The sequence below is a fragment of the Mucilaginibacter sp. P1_A3 genome (assembly GCF_056406855.1).
In genome coordinates this window covers 25,770-50,117 of sequence record NZ_JBFTZJ010000006.1, presented here as the reverse complement: position 1 = coordinate 50,117, position 24,348 = coordinate 25,770, and the positions used below count along the sequence as shown (strand labels likewise).

Genomic DNA, 24,348 nt, shown 5'->3' with positions numbered 1-24,348 from the left:
GAGTTTTTGATCTTTAACCATTTGCCGCCTGCAATTGAAAATCAACCGGGTTTGACACCGGATTATTCCCCGATTTGTTAACCTCCTGAACCGGAATATTACCCTTTAATACTTCGCGTGCCTTGTACAACTCTATCAACAGATCGGGATAATCAGGTATTTTAGCATCCCACTCAAGCAATGTGCTTACACCGCCGGTTAGTTTCTGCGCCTGGGCATAAAGCTTCCAAACTTCAGATGGTACAGGCTGGTCATGCGTATCTATCAGCAAATCGCCGCAATCTGTTGGGCCTGCAATATGCATTTGTACAATATGCTCATGAGGCAGGCAGTTTATATAATTGGGCGCATCGTAATCATGGTTTGTGGCCGATACAAAAACATTGTTTACATCAAGTAACAGGCCGCAGCCTGTGGTTGTGGCAAGAGATGACAGGAAGCCCCATTCTGAAATGGTTGATGCCTTAAACTGCAAATAGGTTGAAGGGTTTTCCAATATCAACGGTCGTTTTAAATAATCCTGGATTCGCATCACCCGATCGCTAACGTGGTTAAGACTTTCGGGAGTCATAGGCATAGGCATCAAATCGTGCGTGTTGGTATAAGCAACACCGGTCCAGCATAAATGATCCGAGATCCATGCTGGTTCAATTGCTTCGGCAAGCGCTTTAAGCTTTTCCAGGTATTTATAGTTGATAGGATCGGTACTCCCAACAGATAGTGATACCCCATGCATTACCACAGGTACCTCCTTCCGTACATGCATCAGCACATGGCGGGCAAAGCCAAAATCATCCATAAAATTTTCGCTGATGATCTCAAACCAATCAACCTGCGGCGGGTTGCTGAGCAGGTAATTGAAATGTTTATTTCGTAAACCAACGCCCAGGCCCAAATTTGGGAGGCCCAGGCGCGGTAAAATATTGGTATCCATACAGGTTGTTTTATTTAGGTTGATGGAGGAAAGGCCAAACGCAGATCGCTTGGTTTAGGCTTTTCTGGTACCGGCAGGCCCCTTTTTTCTAAAACCTTGCGGTAAGCTTTCCATGCTACATCATAAACCAATTCTCCTTTATCGTAATACATGGTAGCAAGCGGCTCTGATTTAAAATCAGGTTTCGGACCAAAATCATACAGCTGCATGCGGTACACATCAGTTTCCTTGGGTAGTTCGGGATACATTTGCGATGCCGAGATAGGCACGGCGCAACCACCTAAACCTCCACAGGCGTTATCAGATGGCGCACTAAAAAACTGATCGCTTGAATCTGCATTTACAGGCGGTGCTTTATAAAAAGTAAAAGCAGCAGATGCGCCGCAACCTGTTCCTCCGTGCGTTGACTGCACAAAGCCACATCCACCCTCCGCTCTGCAATCGTTTGATCCCTTGCAGGTATGAAACAACTCGGAAGGAGCGCAACTATTAGGATCGCTTTTCAAAGTATCATCCAGGTTCATTCCCTGGCAGGCATGATACAAGTGTTCGTCGCGGTTTACCGGCGGATCTAGCGGAGACACAATACCCAGTGAAAGATCGGGGGCTTTACCAAATATAGCCCAGCAAATAGACATCCTATCGCCCGAGCCACCCATAGAAGGATATGGGAAAGCCGCCCCTTTTGTTTTAAAGTAAGTATTAAGCACTTTGGTAACACCGGCAATAGCACCTGTTGAAGTACGGCTAAACAGATCAAAATTGCTTTGCCCGGCAGTATCATTTAATTTTAAACGGTTTAATGCCGCGGCTATATCGCCAGAGGCCGGTAGTTTTGGATTTTGAGCCGGGTCATAGACGGGAGTTTGCAACAATTCTGCTGTCCATGAATTTCCTTGTTGGTGCCATTGATCCCAGGTGGTTATTTCTCCATCTTTAATGAGGTCAAGCACATAAGCAAAGGTTTCAAAGTGATCCATCGCCCCATAATGATGACGGGCCTCGGCTTTGGCAGAGGGCGCATCGGCACCTGTAGCAGTAAATGACGGGTATTTATTACGCAAAACCGGGCAGCTGGGTCTAAACTGATCCTGAACCGCGGTAAGGTTTGCATGATGATCGACTGTTTTATTTTTGTTGGCTCTATCAAGAATGGCTTTTATCACGCCTCCGCCTTCACCCTGGTCGGTAATACCGTTTATCATGTTCATAACATCCTTAAGCGCTGCCTCCGATTCAATATGCTGAATACTGGTAGCAATACCCGGATACTCGTCCAAACTCTTGCCATCATCAATCGGCTGAGGATTAAGCCTATCCGGATTGAATACTTCCTGTTGTACGGCAGGTTCTTCACCACCAGGATTTGCTTTGGCTTTACCTTTTGCAAAAACGATATCCCATAAGGTAACTCCATCTGCATAAGTTATAGAAATGTAGTTCCATAATTGCAGGTACATATTGCCTATTGAGCCAAACCAGGGCAAATCTGTACCCGGTTTCCAATTATCAAAAGGCGCTTTTTCGCTGTACTTTTCTATTTTGTTAGGGTCAAGTACTTTTTCGGCATCGTTCTCTGTTTGCTCAATTGCCAGGAACAAGTGCATCTGCTCTATATTCATGGCACCGGTTTTCACCCTTATTTTATTATACGGGGCAATAGTATCCTTAAAATCAAGAATGTGCGGTAGTATAGTTTTGTCATCCCCATAGCATTTCCAGGCGTATGTCTTCTCATCCTGCAAAGGTTCGCAGGTAAATTTAGGGTCGTAGCCAATTACCTTAGCCAGGTTTGAAATGATTTGCAGGTGTAGCATTTCGGCCACAAACACACTAAAAACAGCGTTGAATGCTTTATCATTCCCGGTTTTAGGTTTTGCAGTAGCAGCCATGCCCGGCCAAACACGACCTTCATAAAAATTATTGCCTTTGCTGTTTATCTCGTGCATACCCTGCAACGAGTATAAAGAGGTCATGTACAAAGGGATGGTAAATAGCTCCACGTTAACCGCGGCCTGCACTATGGCATGCAAGGCCTGCTCATCTACCTCTTTGAAAGAGACGGGGCGGTTTTTCAGCCGGTCGTCATGTGTAAATAATAGTGTACTTTTCATGGTTTGGGTATGTTGATTTAAATGTGATCAATGCAAAGTAGGTAATGTGCCGTTCGCTATATTTTCAAGCCCGGCTATTCCCGGTAAAAACAAATACAGGCTGCCATCGGTACGGATAAAGCGTTCAATGCCGGTTATTCGTTTATAAGGCTGGTCTGTTGCTCCATCGGGCAGATAGTCAAACTCATTAAATTGCGGTATTGTGCTTTTTGGCGGACCAAAAAGCGGATCGAACCCACTCAAATTCGGACTATTATCAGCACCCGGCCTAAAGTTGTTCATGTTGATCCATGATTGCATAATAAACAGGAACTGCTCGGTTAAATTGGCGCATATAAATAAGCCAACCAATCCCCGCTGTATCCCCGCGGGTTCTTTTTCGGTATACTCCGGTCCGTAGGGGCCTGCCCTACGCATAATCCGTTTGGCCTGCGCATTGGCTGCTGTACCATCTGGATTAGTATTCCCTTTTACTTTTCCATCATCGCGCGGGTTGGTTCGGCGAATGTGGGAGGCATAAGGACAAAGTTGTGCCAGATCATCATTTTGACGTACACCTTGCTGATTTTCTGTGGGATTGATGTAATTAAAATTAGTAAAGTCAAAATCCTTTAAGTTTGGATCCGGCTTTTCGGGCGATATAACTAACGGCGTACCATCGAACCAGCGCCCGCACATTTTAGCGGCCACCAGATCGGGGCTTGCGCCATTTTTGGGGTTATTGATAAACTTATTGAATGCTTTTACATCCTGGTAAAGCAACCGGAACGCGGCAAAGGTTCCATTTTGCAGTAAGGGATGCGAATTATAGGTTGGCCCGCTTGGGCTTCTTGGGCTGATAACAAAATGATAAGGCGGTACAATGGGTCTGTCATCAACAGTACTTTTGCCCAACAGCAAACGTCCCTGGGTTGTATTCCATGGCACCTTACTTAATCTTGGCTGCGAAAAGCTATCCTTATACCCAAAGTGAATAAAATCGTTCCCTTGCGGCAATGGTTCAGAATCCTTCATAAAAACCGGCATCATTGATGGGCCATTGGCACTTGCGGGAATCATGCCAAGCAAGGTTTGATAATGCAATTCAAGACTATCATGATCATGTGCAAAAAGGCTTACCTGCACATCCAGATCAGAACCATCTTTAGCCGGATTAGTGGGTGACTGCCAACCGTCGGAACGTTTCCACCATAAAGCCGGAGCGCTATCGTCTGTATCGCCAACCAGGTCGGCGTTGTCCGGGTATGCCGCTCCATTTTTAAAAAGCTGAAAAAGCTCATAGCTTTTATTAGCTACCGCTTTATACTGAGTTTCGGTGATAAATTTTTTAAGACCAAAAACGGTAAAACCCACATTTAAACAACAAGCAGGTTTCTGTCCATTTTGCCAGGGTGTTGCGGTGGTTACAGTGAGCGGCTCATTACTGCCGGGCAGTATTTTTTTGCAAAATTCGCGTGCTCCCTCAACGTCTTTTATAGTAAAAACAATGTAACGTACGTACGGCAAATTATACCCACGTAATATTAAACCTTGTATATCGCTAAGCTTTGGAACAGGCTCGGCGTTGGTGTCATTAAAATTGTTATTCATGGGTTCGGCTTTTAAATAAGCCCCGCATTTGGGCGGGGCTTACAATTATTAACAACTTGGTTTTACCGATGGATCAAAAGTAATTGGCACCGCAGGCGAAGGCCACTGGCTTTGCGCATCCGGATACTTTTGTAGTATTCTGCCCACTGTTAAACCAGGGAAGGTTGAACCCAAAACATATTTTTGGTTTGGCGCAGAAGTAATTGCCGCCGGTATAGTTGGATCGGCAAAGTTATACCGCATTAACAAGCAGTTAAACGCGCCCGGATTTGACTGAACACCACCATTAGCCAAAATATAAACTGCCGAGGTTGGATCTTCTGGATCAATAAGGCCGGTTTCATCCATACCTGCCAACACTGCATTAAGGCCAAATGCTATTATAGGATGTTCAACAAATGAACTAATGTATGGTGCAAAATCAGCATCATAAATAGATTGTACCACAAATAAGCCCCTGTCATCCAACGCCTGGAAACTTGGAATAGGAAGCCCTGCATTGTTACCTGCAGCTAAGTGATAAAACATAAAAAAGTGTACCCCTGTAGAGGCTCTGATATCATTATTAGGCAATACAGCTTGTCTAAGCGATGTTAACGCCTCGTTTACACTGTCTGCCGATCCTTTTTTTACCGGGATGAACAGGAAAAGCATGTGCTGTTGTTCTGCAGGGGTTAGTTCTGTAATAGGAGAAGTCATGATTATTTTGTTTAGGTTTATTTTACACCTACTCTTTTAAGGCTTTTCGGTATCCGCCTGTTGTATAAAATTGCTATATGTTAGGCCAAAGCTTATCACTTTAGCTATTTTTTAGATGCTATTAATTCACACTCAAATATCCCGCTGACTTATTTTTCCTCTATAATAACTTACTTTCAGTTACATTTCCAAACCTGTAACTTATACTAACTTCATGCGTGGTAATATTTACGCCACCCAAATTATTGGATGATGTGCCAAACTGATAACTATACCCTACCCTAAAAGCTTTGCCGATTACCGATAGCATAGCCGCCGCTTTTTTATCTGTGCGATAATTTAGTCCCAGCCCCAACTGCTCCTTCAGATATAATGTACCTGACATATTTGCAATAACAGGCGATCCGTTTACATAGGAAATCAAGGTAGCCGGTTTAAACTTTACATCATCACTTACATCGGCCAGGTACGCGCCGGTAAAGTAATAATGCGTGCGCAGATAATTGGCTTGCTGCTCAGAAGCGTTGCCCAGGCTACGGATAGTAAACTCAGGTACCGAAAGACCGAGATAGTAATTAGGACTGTATAGCATCACTCCAAAACCTATATTGGGTTTTGTTTCGCGCACATCATTCATAAACTGCGGATCTGAGGCATCCAGCTGAGAATAATTACCAACATAGTTACGAACCCCCAGGTTTAATGCAACTGCAAGATAATTGGTTTCGGTTAGTTGTATCCCCTTGGCAAAAAATGCGTTAAATTCTATTTGATGCTCAACAGCCGCCTGGTCATTAAGTACATAAATTCCCGCTGCCCCATTAATTGATTCAATAGGAAAATTCGCGTTCAGCATCACACTGCTCGGCGCCCCGTCTATCCCAATAAACTGCTTGCGTCCCAGCACACTTACCGAGTTGGCTTTATCAAGCATTGAATAAGCAGGGTTTACCGCTGTAAGATTATCGGCATATTGGCTGTAACTATAAATCTGTTGCTGTGCAGAAACCTTGAAGCTGATTGATACCAGCAAAAAACTTAGAGCTATAATTGTTTTTTTGGTGAACATGAGTATTAATTGTGATGGCGCGTTTTATCAGGTATTTGTATTTTAAAGCTTTGGTACCTGGTTTCTACATGTAAATTCCGGCATCGTAAAACTTACGTAATGATAGACTGAATTATTGAGTTACTGAAAGTGTATATTCACCTAAATTGTATTTTTTCACAAGCTGATTTCACCCTTTTTTATGGCATAAAATAAGGTTGAAATGAGTATCCGGCAATCAATAATTAGCAGCCCCTTACTTTCATCAATCATATTTTCAACCCCGGCATTTTGTTTCCGCCGAGCTAACTGCAAAGGATATCTTTTACAAATAATCCCGACTGCTGATTAATGACAGATCAGCGGCCGGGACTAATTTTGTTATGTTTTAATATTTAAGTACAATGTACCCGGTTTTACGTTTGGTTTCGGCACCATCCTTATACTCCAGCGAGTAATAGTAAGTACCTGGTTTTTGCAATGCCCCACTTTTGTTGGAGTGCCCATCAAACAGGTTGCCATTGCTGCCATAACCTTTTACATCATATACCAACGCGCCGGCTGCATTCATGATAGACAGGTGATTGTCCGCGTATTTCTCTATGCCTTCAATGTTCAGGTAATCATTCAATCCGTCGCCATTTGGTGATACGGCCTGGTGAACTATGATATCAAAGGAATTGGTGATGTCATTTGATTTTTTGGCTATACCCGCACTATTATCATCATAAAGCGTGTGCAAAGCCAGCGTAGGTGGTGCAGTAGATGACGCAACTTTGTTTATAACGACAGTGTATGTCCTTGTAGTTACTCCATCCTCGGCTGTCACTACAGTTGTAACAGTTGTTGCACCAGCATCAATTGTTACGGGTATTGCAACCCCCGCGTTTGCTGTTGTACCATTAACTGTAACAGTTGCATTACTATCACTCAGTGTTACTGTTTGCTGGATACTTGTAACTCCGGAATCTATCGATGTTGTGTAATCATCTGTGGTGCCCACCCTGGTCAATACAGCACCGCTGACTGCTATCAAAGTAAGGGCTGCATCTGATGATTTCTTCTTACTCACGGTTACGGTGTATGTACGGGTGGCAATCCCATCTTCGGCGGTTACTACAGTATTAATATCAGTGGTACCTGTGGCGTTAAGCGCCACTGTTGTAGCTGTGCCTGACGTTGCTGCTATATTATTTACCGTAAAAGTGGCATGACTCTCACTCAGCGTTGCACTCTGTTGTATACTGGTTACAGAAGAGCTTACAGATGTTGTGTAATGATCTGTGGTGCCCACCCTGGTCAATACAGCACCGCTGACTGCTATCAAGGTAAGGGCTGCATCTGATGATTTTTTCTTACTCACCGTTACGGTGTATGTACGGGTGGCAATCCCATCTTCGGCAGTTACTACAGTATTAATATCAGTGGTACCTGTGGCGTTAAGCGCCACTGTTGTAGCTGTCCCTGACGTTGCCGCTATATTATTTACCGTAAAAGTGGCATGACTCTCACTCAACGTTGCGCGCTGTTCTATGCTGGTTACAGAAGAGCTTACAGATGTTGTGTAATGATCAGTGGTGCCCACCCGGGTCAATACAGCACCGCTGACTGCTATCAAGGTAAGGGCTGCATCTGATGATTTTTTCTTACTCACCGTTACGGTGTATGTACGGGTGGCAATCCCATCTTCGGCAGTTACTACAGTATTAATATCAGTGGTACCTGTGGCGTTAAGTGCCACTGTTGTAGCTGTCCCTGACGTTGCCGCTATATTATTTACCGTAAAAGTGGCATGACTCTCGCTCAGCGTTGCACTCTGTTGTATACTGGTTACAGAAGAGCTTACAGATGTTGTGTAATGATCTGTGGTGCCCACCCGGGTCAATACAGCACCGCTGACTGCTATCAAGGTAAGGGCTGCATCTGATGATTTTTTCTTACTCACCGTTACGGTGTATGTACGGGTGGCAATCCCATCTTCGGCGGTTACTACAGTATTAATATCCGTGGTACCTGTGGCGTTAAGCGCCACTGTTGTAGCTGTCCCTGACGTTGCCGCTACATTATTTACCGTAAAAGTGGCATGACTCTCACTCAGCGTTGCACTCTGTTGTATACTGGTTACAGAAGAGCTTACAAGTGTTGTGTAATGATCTGTGGCGCCCACCCTGGTCAATACAGCGCCGCTGACTGCTATCAAGGTAAGGGCTGCATCTGATGATTTCTTCTTACTCACCGTTACGGTGTATGTACGGGTGGCAATGCCATCTTCGGCGGTTACTACAGTATTAATATCCGTGGTACCTGTGGCGTTCAGCGCCACTGTTGTAGCTGTCCCTGACGTTGATGCTATATTATTTACCGTAAAAGTGGCATGACTCTCACTCAACGTTGCACGTTGTTCTATACTGGTTACAGAAGAGCTTACAGATGTTGTGTAATGATCTGTGGTGCCCACCCTGGTCAATACAGCGCCGCTGACTGCTATCAAGGTAAGGGTTGCATCTGATGATTTCTTCTTACTCACGGTTACGGTGTATGTATGGGTGGAAACGCCATCTTCGGCGGTTACTACAGTATTTATATCCGTGGTACCTGTGGCGTTAAGTGCCACTGTTGTAGCTGTCCCTGACGTTGCCGCTATATTATTTACCGTAAAAGTGGCGTGACTCTCACTCAGCGTTGCACTCTGTTGTATACTGGTTACAGAAGAGCTTACAGATGTTGTGTAATGATCTGTGGTGCCCACCCGGGTCAATACAGCACCGCTGACTGCTATCAAGGTAAGGGCTGCGTCTGACGATCTCTTCTTAGTCACGGTTACGGTGTATGTACGGGTGGCAATCCCATCTTCGGCGGTTACTGCAATAGTAATATTATTTGCACCTGCATTTATCGGGATATCAATTGTTCCGGTTACGCCATCAGGTGCGGTGCCATTTACTAACACTGTAGCGTTGGGCTCATTTGAAAATGCGGAAAGTGTTATACTGCTTATACCGCTACCTACAACAGCAGTATAGCTGGTTGTACCCGCAGTAAATACCGGACTAATCGTTCCTGCGTTTATGCCAAGACTGGCTAATGTAGCATCGGCAGATGCAGCAGCCCTGTTAACCGTTAAAGTATAAGTTTTGGTTGTGCTGCCATCTTCGGCGGTTACTACAACGGGGATAGCATTACTACCTGGGTTTAAAGCGACACTCAAACCAGATCCGGAAACAACGGCCAGCCCCCTTACCGTAATTACGGCATTTGCATTGGTAGTGGCCGGGGTTACAGTAATTGAACTGGTTGCATAATTTACGTTCGCGGTGTAGGTATCTGTATTGCTGCTAAACACCGGGCTAAAGGTACCTTTACTAAGGTTAAGGCCTGCAAGAGTTGCATCGGCAGATGGAACTGTCCTGGTTATAGTTACTGTATATGTTTTGGTAGTACTGCCATCCTGCGAGGTTATGTTTGTGGTTACTGTATTTGCACCCGCATTTAACGGTATTAATACTGATGGCGTACCGGCGTTGATGGTGGTTGTGTTACCCGCGTTGGTCACAGTAATGGTAGCGTTGGCTTCGGCTGTTGCCGGGGTAAAGTTCACAGACGATACATTACCCGCAACTGTAGCCGTATAATTTACGGTGTTTCGGGAAAACGCGGGCGAAATAGCTCCGCTGCTCAAAACAATATTACCAAGGTAAGCCTGGTTTACAGACGGGCGAAGCACATTTAAAGCATAAGTTGTAAAATTCACGCCATCGGGTGCTGTTACCCTGACAGTGATGCGTTGGTTGCCTTCAAACAACGCGCTGTTGGTGTATGAAGGATTTGAAGCATCAATGGTTTGTCCCCCTGCTGTTACTGTTACCCCTGCTGCCGAAGCCACCGGCGTAACAGTAATAGCATTATCACTGTTGGTTACAACTACAGTATAACTTGTTGTACCCGGTGAAAAAGCGGGTGCAAGAGCGCCTTTATCTACCGTTAACGAACTGAGCGTAACATCGGTAAACGGCAGCCTTATAGCATGTACAGTATAATATTGTGTATTAGAATTATCTGCTGCTGTAATACCCACGGTAAATACGTTATCCCCTACGGCAAGTGGCAAGCTACCAGATGCACCACCAGATATAGCATATCCGTTTACCGTAATAACCGTACCGCCTGGGTCAGACGCGTTGGGGATAAGACTGATTGCCGTTACATTGTTGGGAATAGTAGCAGTAAGGTTATTATTGGTTTGGTTAATGATAGCCGAATACTGCGCGTTACCTGAAAGTATAACATTGATCAAACCTGCATTTGATGAATATGCCCGATTGATGGTAATATTATAGGTATTGTTACCGCCACCGAATGAGAGCACATTTACGGGTATAACGTTGACGCCCCCCTGTAAGGCTACAAATCTTGATGCTCCTACATTTACGAGCGCTCCGCCCACCCTTACTTCGGCATGGCTATCCTGTGCCACGGGCGCAATTACAATACCGGTTACATTAGGATCGCTAATGACCATCGTATAATCATTCGTTGCCGGATCAAATACAGGGATTAGCGGTGTTATTGTCCCATTGATATTCATCGTTAAGCTTTGCAGCAAATTATTTGTCGAGAAATTCCTGGTTACATTTACGGTGTATGTTTTTTGAGTTGTTCCATCGCCGGCAGTAACTACGATCACCATAGGTTCAACTGCCGAAAAGTATTGGAGCGTGATGGCATTGCCATTAGCGGTATTTAAAGCCGTCCCGTTAATGGTTATCGTCGAGCCATCATTTGTAGCAATTGGTTTTAGGGTGAAGGCCGTTACATCGCCGGTTACCGTAGTGTTATAGGTATAAGTACCACTGTCGAAAGGCACATCCAATCCCGAATTGGTGGTCAGGATGCCCAGACCGGCAAGTGTTGCGTCTGTTGATGCGGCACGCTGTACATTTACGTTATACGTGTTTGACGCACCATTTTGAGCAACTACAGTTATTGGTACAGCGTTATCGCCCACTGCGAGCGGAGTGGTTAAAGCTATTCCCGAAGGTGCGGAATACCCATTTATTGATGCCAATGCAGTAACGTCATAAGCAGGTGTGATATCGATAGAGGTGGTTGCATTGCTTACCTGAACGGTATAATTATTGACCCCGCTGCCAAAAGCCGGACTAAGCGAACCTGTACTTACAGCCAGGTTGCTCAGCAGGTTGTTTGACGAGAAGGCTCGGTTAATAACCAGGCCATAATAATTTTGCGTAGTACCGTCTTGCGCGGTGACCACTACATTGTAGGAGTTATCGCCTAAGCCGAGTGGCAGAGTGACCGGCGTGCCCGAGTTAAATGGTGTACCATTGACCGTTAATGTTGCATTGGGTTCATGGACTATTGCTGTAAGATCAAAACTGGTAACTGTGTTGCCCACACTTGTCCTGTATACATTGTAAATATCAGGTGATGGGAGTGTGCCTGTGCTGATGCTAAAGCTGTTTAATGTTGCATCTGATGACGGCAAACGGGTTACCGTAATATTATAAGGATTTGTGGTGGTACCATCCTGCGCGGTTACATTTACCGGGATAATGTTGGAGCCAACGTTTAAAGAGATGGCGCCCGATGACGCGCCGGATGTTACCTGGTTACCATTAACCGTTACTCCCGCGTTAACATCTGATAAGGTTGGTGTTAACGTTAAAGAAGTAACACCTGTTGCAACCGTTGCAGTATAATTATTAGTGCCTGATGCAAACGAAGGAGATAAACTACCCTGGCTGATAGATAAGCTGCTCAGGTTACCATTGGTTGATAAGAATATTGAAAATGCCGAAGCATTTGAAGCATCCTGCGCAATATTATAATTAGCCGAGCTTAATCCCGAGCCGTTGATGGCATAAGTGCCGACCAGCGTACTTAATGTTACCGCTGTGCTAAAGCTAAGCGTACCTGTAGTAGCCGATGCCTGGGTATCGCCGTTTAAAAAGCCCGTTATGGTACCTGTTACCGATGGGTTTGCCGTATTAAATGCGCGGCTTGCCGGGGTGGCAACATAGCTTAAGGTATTTTTGGCGATGGTTAAGGCCGTATTGTTAGCAGCAGCGGCAATTAAATTATAGTTGGCTGCCGTTACGCCGCTTAATGTTATGGGGTAACCGCCAACACTGCTGGTTGTGGTAGCTGTGGTGTTATAAACCGGCGTACCTGCCAGGGCAGTAGAGGCGGTTTCATTGTTGACATAGCCGGTTATGGCACCACTTAGCGAAGGATTTGCCTCACCGTAATGCTTGGAGGCGGCCTGCGCCGTAAACGTTAAATTAGCCTTGGTTATGGTAAATATAGTGGTGTTGGAGGCTGCAGGCGTAAAAGTGTAGTTGAGCGCGTCCAATCCATTAACCGTTACAGGGTAACTGCCTATGGGGCTACTTTCAGTAGCTGTAGTTGCATAGGCAAATGAAAAGGCAACCTGGTCAATAGTCTGGCCGTTGGCTAAACCCGTAAACACTACATTAAACGATGGGTTTGCAGCGCCATATACCTTGGTTGCGGGCTGTGCGGTATAGGTGATAACGATCTTATTAAGCGTTAAGGCCGTGTTATTGGCTGTGGCCTGTACAAAACTATAATTGGCTGCGCTTAGGCCGCTCCCGGTTATAGGGTACTTGATTACTTTTGTATTGTCGGTGGTTACCGGACTGGTGGCATTAGCTGTTGAGGTAAAAACCATCGTACCTGTTGTGGCCGTTGCCTTGGTATCGCCGTTTACAAAACCGCTTACCGAACCCGTAAAAGTTGGATTGGCTGCGCCGTAATCGCGCGATGCGGCATCGGCAGTATAGGTTAATACTGCTTTATTAACCGTTAATTGCTGGCTCACATTTGTTGCTGCCAAATAAGTAGTATTACCCGCCTGCGATGCAGTGATATTTACAGTACCCACGCCTACAATGTGTACAAGGCCGGCGCTGGTTACTGTAGCAACATTGGCATTATCGCTGGTGTAGGATACCGGCAGCGTACTCGCCGCCACTGCGCCTAAAGTAAAATCTGCTGCCCCGTAAGTTGCTGCCGGAATACTATTAAAGGTGATGGCTTGGGGCGTTTTATCTTTGGTAATAGTGGTAGTATATATTTTGGTGGTGATGCCATCCTGCGCTGTTACCACGGTTGTGATGGTATTACTACCTGGATTTAAACTGAGCGCCCCTGATGCAGAACCAGATGCTACAGTAGTGTTGTTAACTTTTACGGTAGCATTGGCCTGTGCTATTGCAGGAGTAAGGGTTATTGATGTTATGTTATAGGTTACATTTGCCGTGTACGCATTTGTAATGGCCGAGAATACAGGACTTAACGTGCCTGAACTTAGTGCCAAACTCGTAAGATAGGCATTATTGGACAACGTTGTAAAGCTTTTTACATCTCCATATGACGTACCGGCCGCACTGGTTGCGTAAGCTCTGGCATAGTACAAGGTAACAGGACTAAGCCCGTTTAGCCCTCCCGAAAATGAACCTGTACCCGCCCCTATAGCCTGTTTCTGATCTGTACCAATAACCGGTAGTGTATTTGTACTGCTATATACTATCCCTGTTTCTGTAACTGCAATATCACTGTAGGTTACACTACCTCCCATGGTTACGGTAGTCGAGGATATATTGCTTACCGTTGCGGTTGAAAGCCTTGCAAGATCTGGCGCCCACAAGCCTGTTACTATAGCCGGAAATGCCGGAATTCTTGATCCATCCAACAGTGTGCTTACTACGCCTGTTGTAAGATCGACGCTATTTATACTGCGTGTTGTTATACTGCCACCCGGATTGCCATCGGCATAGTAGATTTTATTATGACCAAAGTCGGCGGCCATACAATAGCTGGGCTGGGCAGATACTTTAGATTTAACGGTTGTTTGTCCTGTACCGTCAGGGTGAACCTTAAATAACGCGTCGTTATCCCCTAATGCCGCAGTATTCTCCGATGTCAGCATATAAATATAATCCGTTGCAGGGTCATACGCGCAGTCAACACCCACCAAAGGTCCCGATGCCGCCACAGTAGGTATAGTACGGGTTACCGAGTTGTCTGCCAGGTTAATTACAACCAAACTATGGTCAGCAAAAAGGTTTTCGTATACAAATGCACGGTTGTTTTTTGGATCAAGCGCCAGGAATGTTGGATTTTTACAAAAACCAGATACTAACGATGTTGAACCAGTGCCATCCGGCTTTACGCGCCAAAGGGCATCATTAGTGCCCGCGACGCTGGTTGTTGCATCCTGCGTTACATAGTAAATATAGTCATTTACCGGATCGTATCTTATCGACTGAATCCTCACAGGAATTGTTAGCGTAATAAATTTTATAATTGCGCCCGTTGTTAAATTCACAACCTTTATACCTATACCGTTTGGTGGTGTGGTAGTATAAGCTTCATAAATAAAAGCCCTGTTATGTTGCAGGTCTACCTGTAACAGTGTAGGCGAAGGCGTAAAATTAGACGCAAAGTCTGTTTTATTGCCTCCCTGATAGTCTAAGCTATGGATTCCGTCATCTGCTGACTGAGCGGTACCTTTACCATCATTTGTTACATAATATACTTGCGCATTACTATTAAACCCAGCAAGCAACACCGCCCCAAACAGCAATAAAGCCATCAATGTGTGCAGATTAACTTTAAACAGGTTAATTAAAAGAGGTAAAAGTTTTTTCATTTTTGAGGTTTAGGGAAGTTGTCTGTTGGATATCGGCTTGATATTATATTTTAATTTTAAGGTATTATCCTTAAGTTGTTAAAGCATAATTCAAACCTGCTGCTTGCTATATTCGTAATTTGCCATTACTTGGTATAGCGTTGCCCCTGCCTTATTTATGGTTAAATAAGGCAGGGGTAACACTTTATTTTTTACCCTTGCAAATTGTATATCAGCATCGGGTAGCGTTAATGATTATGGTCTTGATGGATATATGCCTTCAAGGGCAATAATGAAGTTTATGGCCAAAACAGGTTGAACTAAATTTACCGCGGTTGCACCACCAACGGTTGATACTGAACCTGGATTTAAGGTAACATCAGGTGCAACATCTGAATAAAGGTTTTTACTTTCGCCAGAAACTGAATCAATAAGGGCTGATGGGTAAAAATTGGTTGGTAAAACCTGGTTTGCACCGGTTGAATTGGCCTTAATAAGGTGGGTGTGTGCTGGCATCTGATCTGTTGAAAGGACAACAGATTCTTTACCGATTGCCTGGCCCAGGTTGTACGCTGATAAATCTTTACCCTGCCCCTGCTGAATTGGAGCACGGCCACGCAAATCCGGCAGGGCAAAATTCGACATGCCATCACCGCCATAATAAGTCTGGATTATTGAAAACAATGCCTGCCATTGGCTAATTTGTAATAAACTTCCGTCGCAAAGCGCCCATCCACGTGGGGCAAAATCGCCCGCAAACATTTTGATCTCACCAATGTAAGGTTCCATAGTTAATAAAGTTTAGGTTTTAGTTAATAAGTTAAATATTTGATTTAAAATTGGTTAATTCGTCGGTAAATATATATTAATATGTGTAATATAAAATTTATTCGCTGCCAGTATTTTATAATTTAAAGCTATAAACACCAGTCTAATTATCAACACTTTATAAAAGCAATCGTCTGGTTAATTTTATTACCAAATAAGAATACTACCGCCCTTGTAAAGCATTTTTTTTACCAAAAACATAGTATTTAACAATACGTTTTAATATGTAAAAAAAATGCTACTGTGATTTTATTTGCTTTTGTATTACATTTCAAATCTCTGCTTTAATTAAAAGGCAGCACAGGGTATAATTAGCTTTTTTTAAAGGGTTTTTAAGGGTAAAAAAAGGCTTAATATAGATGTTGTGTTTCTACACATAATTGAGCACTTTCGGTAAACTCAAATAACAACATCATGATCAAAAAGATTACCCTAATTTCCCTGGCTTTTGCCACAATTAGTTTTAGCTCGTGCCAGCAAAAGCAGCAAGCCGATGTCAGCACTAATAAAATCGGCATTAACATTGATACGTTAAGCCTTCAAACGGCGCTGAGGTACGTAAAAAACTATAAAAAAAATGCTGGCACGGTTGATTCAGCCTTCTCTGATGCGCAAGCCGTGGAGAAGACCTATAAAGGATCAAACACCAGGTGCATTTGGTTTAGTGTTGATAGGCTGCAGGCTCTTGTTGATTCTATAAAAAAGGAGAAGGGTGATGGCATTCGTTTTTACCTGGCTACTTACGACAAATCTTACTCCGAAGATTTTAAGGGCGGCCATAAGCCTGAGAAACAATACTGGGGTTATAATACACTGGTAATGGTATCAACAAAACCAGACAGCACTACAGGCACTCTAATCCACCAGGATTACTACGGCAAAAATTCACAGGCAGGCCAAAATGGTGGCCAGCAAGGTTTTATTGTTGGCTCCACCCCCGAAAATCGCGGCGAACAATGCCCGCCACCGGCTACCTGTAAAGGTGCAACCCTATTGCTATTAGGCAACTAAATCAATTAAAACAAATGATGTTCATCACCATAAATACCGGGTGTGAATTTATATGCTTCCTGGCTGCCCTTATCTTTTTAATAAAAGATAAGAGTACAGCCTGGAAGCTGTTTATCCCATACCTGCTGCTAACCTGCCTTGTTGAAATGACCGGCGTATACTTGCGTAAAGTAGCACATGTGCCTAACTACGCCCTGTACAATGCTTTTTTATTGTTTGAATGCGGCGTTACAGGCTATGCGTTTTACAGTTTATACAGGCCATTTAAAAATACCGGTAAATGGCTTATTGCCTGGTATATTATTTTCACGACCATATACGTGGCAGAGCTGGTTATGAATCATTTTAAAACATTTGTATCCATAACCGCTACCGTAATGTCGGTTGTATTTGTACTGGCAAGCCTGTATTACTACTACCTTAAACTGATGGACGAAAACTTTGAGCGGCTTGCATTTTCAGCACCGTTCTGGTGGGTAAGCGGCGCGTTATTTTTTTACTTCGGCAGTACAACCTGTAACATATTTTTCGATTATCTTTCCAGCTTAAAACCTATCAATAACCAGCTTTCCATACGGTACTATATTTTTATTTTACTAAACATAACACTATACTCTTTTTGGTCATACGCTTTTTTATGCAGATATCTTCGCAGGAAATCATCTTCCTGATAGGGCTTACATCCCTCATTTTTTTGATCGCCCCGCTTTTCCTCATTATCTATGTAGTTTCCTACAATCGCAAAAAAAAGAAACATCATGAGGAAAAGTTGCTGCTGCAAAAAACATTTGAAAATGAGCTGCTTAAAACCCAGATAGAAGTACAGGAGCAAACCCTTAAAACCATCGCTTACGATCTGCACGATAACATCGGTCAATTGTTGAGTATCACCACTATCACCCTAAGTTCTATCGATTTGGACAATAAAGACAAAACGGCCGAGAAACTGGCTTTTGTTGAAGACCTCACAATCCGATCCATCAAAGAAGTAAAAGCCTTATCGCGCCTGCTGCACGGCGAAGAACTGGTAAATCGCGGATTGGCAGCAGCTATTGAATTTGAACTGGAATGGCTACAGCGATCAGACAAATTTAAGATCAATTTTGATAAGCGAAATTTCAACACATTTAACGCCGATAGCGGAAAAGAAACCATCCTGTTCCGGCTGTTCCAGGAGATTATAAATAACATTATCCAGCATGCCAAAGCAACCGAAATATTTATAACTTTAGAGCAGATTGAAAATTCATTTAAGTTAACAATCCGCGATAACGGGAAAGGTTTTAATGTAGAAGAAACACTAAAACGCAAAAACGGGATGGGCCTGCACAACATCACCAAACGGGCCGCCATGATAAATGGCACAGCCTCCATCAACTCGGTAGCCGGAAGCGGATCTGAAATTATTGTAACCATACCCTACTAAATATTAATGTACGCTGATAAAATAGATATAGCCATTGTTGATGACCACACCCTTTTTCGCCAGGGCCTGGTAAGTTTGCTTACCGATTCGGGCAAAGTTAATGTCATCTTTGACGCCGAGAACGGCCAGGATATGATCAGAAAACTGCCACGCCAACCCCTGCCCGAAGTGATCCTGATGGATATTACCATGCCACAGATGGATGGCTATGAAAGCACCAAATGGATTAAGGAAAACCACCCTCAGATAAAAGTACTGGCTTTAAGCATGTTTGAAGAAGACAAACCCATCATAGGGATGCTTAAAAGCGGTGCCGGCGGCTACATGCTTAAACAATCAAGATCATCCGATCTGCTTGATGCCATTACCAGTATTGCTAAACAATCCTATTACATGAATGATTTGGTAAGCGGTAAGCTATTACGCAACATTCAGGACAATCAGGTTATAAAAACACAGCAGGTAGAAGTTAACACAAACGAGCTGAGGTTTTTAGAGCTATGCTGCAGCGATCTTACCTACAAACAAATTGCCGATATGATGAACCTCAGTCCTCATACTATCGATAATTATCGCGAAGCCTTGTTTCAAAAATTTGGAACAAAATCAAGAACAGGATTGGTGATAGCGGCTTTGAAACAGGATTTAATAAAGATATAGGGGAACCTTAATATCTTTATCAACCAGTCATGCCGAACTTGTTTCGGCACCCCACAGGACAGGTGGACTTCATGCTGTACACCTTGCATGTGGGTTGCCGAAACAAGCATGACTTTATTCTCTTGGAAAGGCTGCCTCCCTACTCAATAAAGCTCCCATCCCCTCTTCTCTTCATCCTTTGTCCATGGCGCATCGGCGTACCCGTCCATTTTTGAAGGTTTAGCTTGGCGCTAAACATAAAGTATCTGCTTTGTGCATTACTGAGTGTGTTGGTTACCGAGTTTTCGGTAGTAACCTGGCTAACAAAATTATTTTGTTTTAAAATATCAAACACCTGGAAAGTGAGCGTAAGGTTTCTGCGTTTAAAAAACTGCTGTTCAATATAAGCGTTAATTACCAGCGGATTACGGGTTAGATTTTTAGAAACGCCTTCAACAAAATTTTTACTTGCGCTGTATCCAAAATTAGCTGTGCGACCTTCGAGAAAGTAAAATTTACCGTCAATAGCGAGGGCTGTGGTACTAATATTGGTATTTACCGAGTGAGGCAGCGTGAAGAAGGATTTTGATACATCGTATGATACATAAGGGTTAACTTCTATTGATTCGTTTGGATTGATCTGTGGACCAAAACGTTCATTAAAATGCCAGGTGGTGGTATAGTTTTGAAAGCCCTCACTCATGGATACACCATGGCCATAATTGATAGTTCCGTTGAGCGAAAGGTTATACTTACGATCATCCAGTTGTTTTGATATATTGTAGTTGCCACCAATAGTATAGCTGCCGTTTAAATTGATGTAGTGCGTTTCGTTTTTTTTAGAGTCGAGAGCATCGGGTATTAGCACGGTATTGGAAACTATCTGGTTTTTAATAAAACTAACATTGCCATTTGCCGATACATTGAACTTTGAATCAACAATGTAATTATTGTATTGCAGGTTGATAGAATTCCTGAATGATGGTTTCAGATTGGGGTTACCTACAACCGGGTTTTGCGGGTTTGATTCATCACGCACCGGCTGAATTTGGTTAAATGTTGGTTCCTGCGGACTGCCCGAATAGTTAACAGAAAATCGCTCCTGTTTTGACCATACGTACTGGAAACGCGCTATCGGGATTATATTGAAATTACTGCGGTGGGTACTTACAATACCGTCGCTAATTTTTGTACCATCCAACACGGTAGGCACAGCCGTAACACCTAATGAAACATTATATTTTTTTTGGTTTATGCGGTAATTAAGCGCTAAGCGTGTTTCTGTAAATGAGTATTTAAAAACATTGCTCAATGAATCAACCAGTGGCCGGTTCCCTAAGGAATCTATGTTATAAGTGTATGCCTTATTATCGTAGCTGCGCGAATTTACCTGGGCGTTAAATTCCAGTTGTGATATATCGCTCAATGGTTCAACAAAAGTAAAACTGGTTCTGAAATTATTACTCAGGTTAGTACGACTGATGTAACGATGCACTAATGAATCCTTTAGCATGGTACTTGTTGAACCCTGGTAATAAATAATATTATTATCCTGATTATTAGCCGTCTCATTGTTTGATCGGTTATAACTCACCTGCAGCGAGAGATTACGTTTGGGCTTTTTAAACAAATGCTGATAAAACACGACACCACCGTATGCAGGTACTGTATTATTACTGCCGGTTAATCCCGAAATATCCTGGTGAATTAACCCCGTTTTAAAATTTTGGGAAACATTTGATGAACTTGAGCCCGAGTAACTAAAATTTGGCGTAATTTTTAAATAGTTGGCACTATCAATATTATACTCCATCTCCAGGTTGACATTATGTGTTTTATTGTTGTTTTGAGAGTTGTTATTCCTGATAAAATTGGTTGTACCCAGTTTGCTGAACTGTTGCCCCTCGCTATGATTTATAGAATTTACATCTCTGAAATTATAATTATAGCTGGTATTGATCTGGATTTTTTTGGTAAGATAACTGCGGTAACTGATATTAGGGCCACCTGTTTTTGTAGTACCGCCACTACCACCACCTCCGCTTCCAGAAACGCCGTTCACGGTATTTACAAAGCTGCCGATAACGCCTATCTGTTCGTTCCCATTCAGGCGCTGAAAAAAAAGGCGGTTATCATAACGTTCATCACTGCCAGCACCTGCATTTAAACGGCCCACATTCCCTACAGATCTATCGGGCCGGGTGGTAATGTTGAGCACTTTTTGAGGGTCGCCATCTTTAATTCCCGTACGGGCGGCCTGGTCGCCGTAATCATCAATGATCTGTATTTTTTCCACAATGTCGGCAGGCAGGTTTTTAATGGCCTGCGCTACATCGCCGCCTATATAATCTTTGCCATTTAACCTCGCTTTTACAACAGCCTGCCCCTGGTGTGTTACCGTACCGTCTTTGGCAACTTCAACACCTTCCATTTTTTTTATCAGCTCATCAACAGTGGCATTTGGGCGCACTTTATAGTCGCTGGCGCGGTACTCTACTGTATCTGTTTTATAGGAAATGCTCGGGCCACCGTTCACAACCACCTCCCCAAGCATATGTGACTGTTGCTTTAAAACAAAGGGATCAAGGGATAAACTGCGCGATTCATCATTATTCAGCATCTTCCTGATAACAGGTTGATAACCAATACTGGTAACCGTTATCACAAACGTAGCCGATTTAACCTTCCTGAATGCAAACTTGCCAGTTGGGCCGGTACTGGTAACCGCGCTATCTGTAGCCGACACCAGTTTTACAGTTGCACCTTCCATCTTTTTATCAGCGGTATCCTTAACAACCCCTATAACTTCCCTGAAAGGTAATGGACCTTTTTGCACCTTTGATCTCCGCTGCTGAAAATTATCATTATTGCCATTATTACCGTTGTTTCCATTCCCGCCTCCCCGGCGGCCCTGGGCATAGGTTATACTCACAGATACAATCATCAATAACAGAAGTAAAGGTTTTTTCATAGTAAGGCAGCTATTGCAATTGTTTAGGCAGTCTTGGTTCTACAGTTATCAGTTTTAACCAAAAGATGAATAAATATCCTTTTGACTGTAAACTAACTACTTTAGACTGTATGCTTGACAGTAATTAAACTAAGGGGCTAAAATACAAAGGCTGCAACAGTTTATTTTAAACTGTTGCAGCCTTGTTACATAACAACCTTGTTACTTAATTTCGTCGAGCTGCAAAACAACACTTGTTCTGCCGCTGTTAACATCGGGGTTGATGCCAACGGTCATTAAAAAATCGCCGGTAAGCGTCAAATCATTACCTATAGTTGAATTGGTGCCGGGATAAAGATTTATCTCTTTAACCTGGTATTTTTTCTGCGGATCGAGGCCTTTTAAACGGATAGGCACTTTGGTACCCGCATTATAACGGTTATTAACCAAATAGTTAAATACTACGGCTTTTGATTTGGCATCATTTACATACATAATAGATGCGGCATCATTATCCCATGGGCTTTGAAGGCGGTATTGGTCGCCGTGCCAGATAGCTTCTTTCAGGTAATCATAATTTTTGAGCGCGCCATGAACATATGAAAGATCCTGCTCGCTTAGTTTACTTACCACAATGTCAAAACCTAATTTACCCATCATAGCCACATCTGTACGGAACTTTATTGGCTGTTTGCCCCAATCTGTTACGTGGTTTGAGCTGGTGATAGCCGGGTAAAAGAACGAGTACTCCCATTGGATGAAAACACGCTCCAGCGGTTCGGTATTATCGCTTGGCCAAAACTCGGTAAAGTATTTAAGCGCACCATAATCAACACGACCGCCGCCACCAGAACATAGCATTAAAGGAACTTTTGGATACTTCGCCCTTACGCGCTCAAGTACTTTATACAGCCCCCGTACATAATCAATATATAAATGCGATTGATCTTTTTTCAAATAAGCCGAATACGCGTTATAGATCACCGCGTTACAATCCCATTTAATATAAGCCAGATCTGGATTTTTGGTAAACAGGTTATCAACTATCCCATAAACAAAATCCTGCACCTGCGGATTGGAAAGATCCAATACCAGCTGATTGCGGAAATATTTTTCGGGGCGGTTGGGTTGTTTAATTACCCAATCAGGGTGTTTGGTATACAATTCACTGGCTGGGTTAACCATTTCCGGTTCTATCCAGATACCAAATTTTACGCCATCTGCCTGCGCTTCTTTAACCAGCGAACTGATGCCGTTTGGCAGCTTCAGTTTATTCTCCTGCCAATCCCCAAGCCCGGCAACATCACCGTTACGGGGGAATTTGTTACCAAACCAGCCATCATCCAGCAGAAATAATTCGACACCTAATTTTTTGGTATCTTTTAATAATTGAGCCAGTTTGGTTTCGTTAAAATCAAAATAAGTTGATTCCCAGTTGTTCAGCAGGGTAAGTCTTTCGCCTTCACCATCAACAATTTTATATTTGCGGGCCCAGCGTTGTAATTTACGGCTGGCATCCCCCTTGCCATGGTTTGAATAGGTATAAACCAGTGCCGGGGTAGTAAATTCTTCGGCAGGTTTAAGGTGATATTCTGATGCGGCATTGTTTATACCGGCAATTACCCTCAAATTATTAGAAACATCCAGTTCCAGGTCGATCTTAAAATTTCCCGACCATTCCAGCGCACCAAGCATTACTTTACCTTCATCCTCGGTAGCAGGTTTATCCATAGATACCATAAACATCGATGGCTCATATAAATTGGCACGGGTGCCCAATTTACTATCTATGGTTTTAATACCGTGGGTCAGTTTTGCTTCTTCGGGCTGCATTTCAGAAGCCCAGTTGCCATGGTATTGTTTGAGCCAAAAGCCATCACCCTTTAAGTTTAAATTTGCAGAAGCAAATTTATTAAGCGTTACCGTTCCCTTTTCGCCATGTTTTATAACCGACCATTGTTCAGTTACATCTTCCTTAAAATAGGTTTTGTAGTACAGGGTAACTTCAAAAGGATAAGCCGGATCTTTCAGCTTTACTGTTAATAAGCTGACATCTTCATCAATTTTAGTAACGGTGTGGCTTACATAAACCAGGTTAAGTGATTTATTGCCATCGGCATGTGTAACCGTTATAGCCGGTTCGGCAAGGCTGGCCGAACCGGATGGCATATAAGCATCATTAAGAACGCCCGAATCATCAGCCTGGTGATACATTTTCAGGATCTGTTCGTACTCTTTGCCATTACTCAATTTTGTACCGAAATAAACCATTTTAAGGTTCTTTTCGGCATCGGTTTGCAATACCAACGCGTTATTTTGTGTTTCTACAGGGATAGTTACCGTTTGAGCGAAACTTGCTGTCGCTGCAGATAACAAACTTGCCAGCGTAAAGCAAACAGGTACCAGGAATGTTTTTTGTGTTCTTCTCACTTTATGAT

13 protein-coding genes are annotated in these 24,348 nt (G+C 43.3%); 4 read left to right on the top strand and 9 right to left on the bottom strand.

Features of this window, described 5'->3' with window-relative positions; genetic code table 11:
- Positions 1 to 13 precede the first annotated feature (13 nt).
- From bufB to AC1D0K_RS13560, 7 genes are all read right to left on the bottom strand, one after another.
- The gene (gene bufB, locus AC1D0K_RS13590; RefSeq protein ID WP_477392873.1) at positions 14 to 934 is read right to left on the bottom strand and encodes an MNIO family bufferin maturase; all 921 of its coding nucleotides are present in this window, start codon (positions 932 to 934) and stop codon (positions 14 to 16) included.
- Between the two features lie 14 nt (positions 935 to 948).
- Positions 949 to 3,048, bottom strand: coding sequence for a ferritin-like domain-containing protein (locus AC1D0K_RS13585; protein WP_477392871.1), 2,100 nt, complete (start codon positions 3,046 to 3,048; stop codon positions 949 to 951).
- A gap of 27 nt (positions 3,049 to 3,075) precedes the next feature.
- On the bottom strand, positions 3,076 to 4,638 hold the full coding sequence (locus tag AC1D0K_RS13580) for a hypothetical protein (RefSeq protein WP_477392869.1): 1,563 nt from the start codon (positions 4,636 to 4,638) through the stop codon (positions 3,076 to 3,078).
- A 48-nt stretch (positions 4,639 to 4,686) separates the two neighbouring features.
- A complete protein-coding gene (locus AC1D0K_RS13575) occupies positions 4,687 to 5,337 on the bottom strand; it encodes a hypothetical protein (RefSeq protein WP_477392867.1) in 651 nt (216 codons plus the stop codon).
- 160 nt (positions 5,338 to 5,497) lie between these two features.
- Positions 5,498 to 6,406: a PorP/SprF family type IX secretion system membrane protein gene (locus AC1D0K_RS13570; protein ID WP_477392865.1), complete on the bottom strand. Its 909-nt coding sequence runs from the start codon at positions 6,404 to 6,406 to the stop codon at positions 5,498 to 5,500.
- A 367-nt stretch (positions 6,407 to 6,773) separates the two neighbouring features.
- Positions 6,774 to 15,077, bottom strand: coding sequence for a cadherin-like beta sandwich domain-containing protein (locus tag AC1D0K_RS13565; protein WP_477463071.1), 8,304 nt, complete (start codon positions 15,075 to 15,077; stop codon positions 6,774 to 6,776).
- Between the two features lie 234 nt (positions 15,078 to 15,311).
- Positions 15,312 to 15,845: a phage tail protein gene (locus AC1D0K_RS13560; RefSeq protein ID WP_295719299.1), complete on the bottom strand. Its 534-nt coding sequence runs from the start codon at positions 15,843 to 15,845 to the stop codon at positions 15,312 to 15,314.
- A 453-nt stretch (positions 15,846 to 16,298) separates the two neighbouring features.
- Here AC1D0K_RS13560 and AC1D0K_RS13555 point away from each other — a divergent pair, with 453 nt between their 5' ends.
- The 4 genes from AC1D0K_RS13555 to AC1D0K_RS13540 are packed head-to-tail and all read left to right on the top strand — an operon-like array spanning position 16,299 to position 18,981.
- Complete coding sequence (locus tag AC1D0K_RS13555) at positions 16,299 to 16,895, top strand: hypothetical protein (RefSeq protein WP_477399986.1); 597 nt, start codon at positions 16,299 to 16,301, stop codon at positions 16,893 to 16,895.
- A 14-nt stretch (positions 16,896 to 16,909) separates the two neighbouring features.
- Positions 16,910 to 17,566 (top strand): hypothetical protein, encoded by a 657-nt coding sequence (locus AC1D0K_RS13550; protein WP_477399984.1) that lies wholly within the window; start codon positions 16,910 to 16,912, stop codon positions 17,564 to 17,566.
- Complete coding sequence (locus AC1D0K_RS13545) at positions 17,533 to 18,321, top strand: sensor histidine kinase (RefSeq protein ID WP_477438656.1); 789 nt, start codon at positions 17,533 to 17,535, stop codon at positions 18,319 to 18,321. Before AC1D0K_RS13550 ends, AC1D0K_RS13545 begins: the two co-directional genes overlap by 34 nt.
- A 6-nt stretch (positions 18,322 to 18,327) precedes the next feature.
- Positions 18,328 to 18,981, top strand: a complete 654-nt coding sequence (locus AC1D0K_RS13540; RefSeq protein ID WP_477399734.1) for a response regulator — start codon at positions 18,328 to 18,330, stop codon at positions 18,979 to 18,981.
- Positions 18,982 to 19,120: 139 nt separating this feature from the next.
- Here AC1D0K_RS13540 and AC1D0K_RS13535 read toward each other — a convergent pair whose 3' ends face one another.
- Both AC1D0K_RS13535 and AC1D0K_RS13530 read right to left on the bottom strand, forming a co-directional pair.
- Complete coding sequence (locus tag AC1D0K_RS13535; protein WP_477399732.1) at positions 19,121 to 21,931, bottom strand: outer membrane beta-barrel family protein; 2,811 nt, start codon at positions 21,929 to 21,931, stop codon at positions 19,121 to 19,123.
- Between the two features lie 201 nt (positions 21,932 to 22,132).
- The gene (locus AC1D0K_RS13530; RefSeq protein ID WP_477443213.1) at positions 22,133 to 24,340 is read right to left on the bottom strand and encodes an alpha-galactosidase; all 2,208 of its coding nucleotides are present in this window, start codon (positions 24,338 to 24,340) and stop codon (positions 22,133 to 22,135) included.
- Positions 24,341 to 24,348: the final 8 nt, after the last annotated feature.